Genomic DNA, 3,283 nt, shown 5'->3' on the forward strand with positions numbered 1-3,283 from the left:
TAATAATTCTCATTAACAATTTATACATACATTTGAAGGGGAAACTGAAGAAATAACATATATGCCTAACATTATTACAACGATGATTTTCAAACTGAAAACAAAAAGGAATGGGCTAATAATATTTTGGCCATTCCTTTTTACTAAGTAGCATTTTTAATACACTGAACAACCCTTTGTTGATCCTCCTCTGCCATATTAGAACCCGATGGAAGGCAAATGCCTATTTTAAACAATTGTTCAGATACATGGTTACTTTCACTATGAGGATAATACCTCGCTCCTTTAAAAAACGGCTGCATATGAAGTGGTTTCCACAAATGCCGAGCTTCAATATTTTCTGCTGACAATAATTCGATTAACTGTGTAATAGATGTGCTAATCTTTTTTTCATCGAGTGTTAAAGTTGTAAGCCAACGATTCGAGCAGCTGTTTTCTAGTTCAGGCATAAAATTCAATCCAGGGATATAAGATAATTCCTTGTAATAATATTCAAATATACACCTTCTAGCCTTAACCCTTTCCTCTAATACTTTTAATTGCGCTCTACCTATTCCAGCTAATATGTTACTCATACGATAATTGTATCCCAGTTCACTATGTTGATAGTGTGGTGCTGGATCTCGTGCTTGAGTAGCTAAAAACCTCGCCTTCTGTATGGCTTCAATATCATTCGAAACAAGCATACCTCCACTCGAAGTGGTTATAATTTTATTACCATTAAACGAATAAATACCAAATTTACCTAATACACCGCTTGCTTTTCCTTTATATGTAGAACCAAGTGATTCTGCTGCATCTTCAATTACAGGAACATTATACTTGTCACATAAAGCAAGTATTTCATCCATTTTTGCACTCTGTCCATATAAATGAACGACAATAACTGCTTTCGGTAACCTTTTCTCTTTATCCGCATCACAGAATGCACGTTCTAATGCTTGTGGCGACATATTCCATGTTTCAAACTCAGAATCAATAAAAATTGGTTCGGCACCTAAATAAATAATCGGGTTCGCACTGGCTATGAAAGTAAAACTTGAACAAAATACCTTATCTCCTCTTTGAACATTTAATAGACGCAATGCCAAATGAATAGCAGCAGTCCCTGAACTAACTGCTGCAGCATATCCAATCCCAACAGAAGATGCAAATTCTTGTTCAAAACCATCTACATTCGGGCCAAGAGGAGCAATCCAATTTGTATCAAATGCCTCATTAATATATTCTTGCTCATAACCACTCATATGTGGAGAAGAGAGATAGATTCGTTTTTTATTTTTTATTATAACCATCCTTCATCACTCCCTAATAATTCTCTACATTAATAACTCTGGCAGGAATACCCACCACGGTATACTTAGGTGATATATCATTGATTACAACCGCCCCAGCCCCAATAGTAGCCCATTCTCCAACATGTACCCCTGGAATCAAAGTGGCAGCTACTCCAACATGTACTCCTTCTTCTATACTGACCGAACCTGCAAGTGTAGAATGAGGTGAAACATGTGCAAACCTCCCTATTTGATTGTCATGTTCAATGACTGCTCCTGTGTTTATTATGACATGTTCACCAACTATAGTATCAGCATTAATAACTGCATAAGGCATAACAACTGTTCCATTTCCTAACCTGGCAGTAGGACTTACAACAGCTGTCTTGTGTATTAACGTGGCAAAATAACAATCATATAAATTTAATTTTCCAAAAATTTTACTTCTCATTTTATTATTGCCCACTGCTATTACAACTTTTACTTTTTGAAATTTATTCATCATTTCACCAATAGCAGAAATCGGCCCAAAATATATACCATTAACTAAAATAATCTCTATATATTTATCATCTAAATATCCAACGATTTCATATTGTGTATTTGACAGTATTATATCTTTGACAACTTTACTATGACCACCATCTCCAATTATTAATATTTTCATTCAAGCATCTTCTTTCACTTGTGATTTTGCGCCTGTAAAACGCTCAACAGTTATATGACCAACTTGGTTAACCCCTTCTGACTTGAACACTTTTACTATGGTAAAAATTAATATTTTCATATCAAGAAATAAGGTTTGATTTTTTACATACCATATGTCCAGCTGGAACTTCTCTTCCCAGCTAATCGCATTCCTTCCATTTATTTGAGCCCATCCAGTTATACCTGGTCTCATATTATGGCGTTCCATCTGTTCTTTTGAATACAATGGTAAGTATTCCATTAATAATGGTCGAGGGCCTACTAAGCTTAAATCCCCTTTTACAACATTTATAAGCTGAGGTAATTCATCTAGACTATACTTTCTAAGTAAATTTCCAAAGGGGGTTAATCTAATATGATCGCCCAATAACACACCTTTACTATCCCTCATATCATTCATTGTACGAAACTTATACAAGAAGAATGGTTTTCCTCGTAATCCTGGACGTTGCTGTTTAAATAGTACAGGTGCTCCTAATTTCAATCGGATTAAAATCGCTACTAAAATAATAATAAAAGAAAAACTTATTAATAAAGACAAAGACATGACTACATCAAAAAAACGTTTCATTTGTGATCATACTCCCGCCAATATTTATTAGATACCTTTTACATATGGATCATAAAGATTATAAACAAATACTAGAACTTGCTTTTTCAACTAATCAATGTTGTTAAACTATCTGTTTAACAATACCTCATTTTCCATCACCTTTTTATTTCTTTGTCGAGTAAAAGATAGCATCATAATAGACTCTAAAAATTGTAATTCGTATTACCTATATATCCATTTGAACCATTCATTGAAATTACTTTACCTGGAACTCCCACTACAACAGCATTTGCTGGTACATCCTTAGTGACTACACAATTCGCACCTATTGCTGCATTATCACCTATATATACAGCCCCAACAATTTTTGCTCCAGGTCCTATATAAACATTATTTCCTACAACCGCTACCCCCTTTTTATCCCCTCTATTAGACATCCCAATTGTAACACCTTGACTTATATTACAATTTGCGCCTATTTCAGTTTGACTATTTATCACTATCCCTCCAAAATGTCCAATGTAAAACCCTTTACCTATCTTAGTTTTTGGTGAAATTTCAATACCGTATTTATATTTATAACGCTGAAGAATAACCATGGCCACTACATAAACAGGTGTATATAACCTATTTTTATTCCTTAGATATTTACATAGACGTAACCAAAATGTATAACGATATCCAGGAGAAATATATTGCCGTAATATTAGCTTTTTAATGTTAACAACTTGAGATTCTTCATATC

4 protein-coding genes are annotated in these 3,283 nt (G+C 34.0%); all 4 read right to left on the reverse strand.

Translation table 11 applies throughout. The features are described 5' to 3' along the window. Positions 1–143: 143 nt before the first annotated feature. The gene (locus AB3X48_RS19775) at positions 144–1,295 is read right to left on the reverse strand and encodes a DegT/DnrJ/EryC1/StrS family aminotransferase (RefSeq protein ID WP_367959837.1); all 1,152 of its coding nucleotides are present in this window, start codon (positions 1,293–1,295) and stop codon (positions 144–146) included. Positions 1,296–1,308: 13 nt separating this feature from the next. Next, positions 1,309–1,944, reverse strand: coding sequence for an acetyltransferase (locus AB3X48_RS19780; RefSeq protein ID WP_002146232.1), 636 nt, complete (start codon positions 1,942–1,944; stop codon positions 1,309–1,311). Further along, positions 1,945–2,556: a sugar transferase gene (locus AB3X48_RS19785; protein ID WP_367959838.1), complete on the reverse strand. Its 612-nt coding sequence runs from the start codon at positions 2,554–2,556 to the stop codon at positions 1,945–1,947. A gap of 185 nt (positions 2,557–2,741) precedes the next feature. Then, a partial coding sequence (locus tag AB3X48_RS19790) for a serine O-acetyltransferase (protein ID WP_367959839.1) occupies positions 2,742–3,283 on the reverse strand: 542 nt, incomplete at its 5' end.

Origin of the sequence: Bacillus sp. S4, assembly GCF_040838205.1 — a bacterium.
GTDB classification, from domain to species: domain Bacteria; phylum Bacillota; class Bacilli; order Bacillales; family Bacillaceae_G; genus Bacillus_A; species Bacillus_A cereus_U.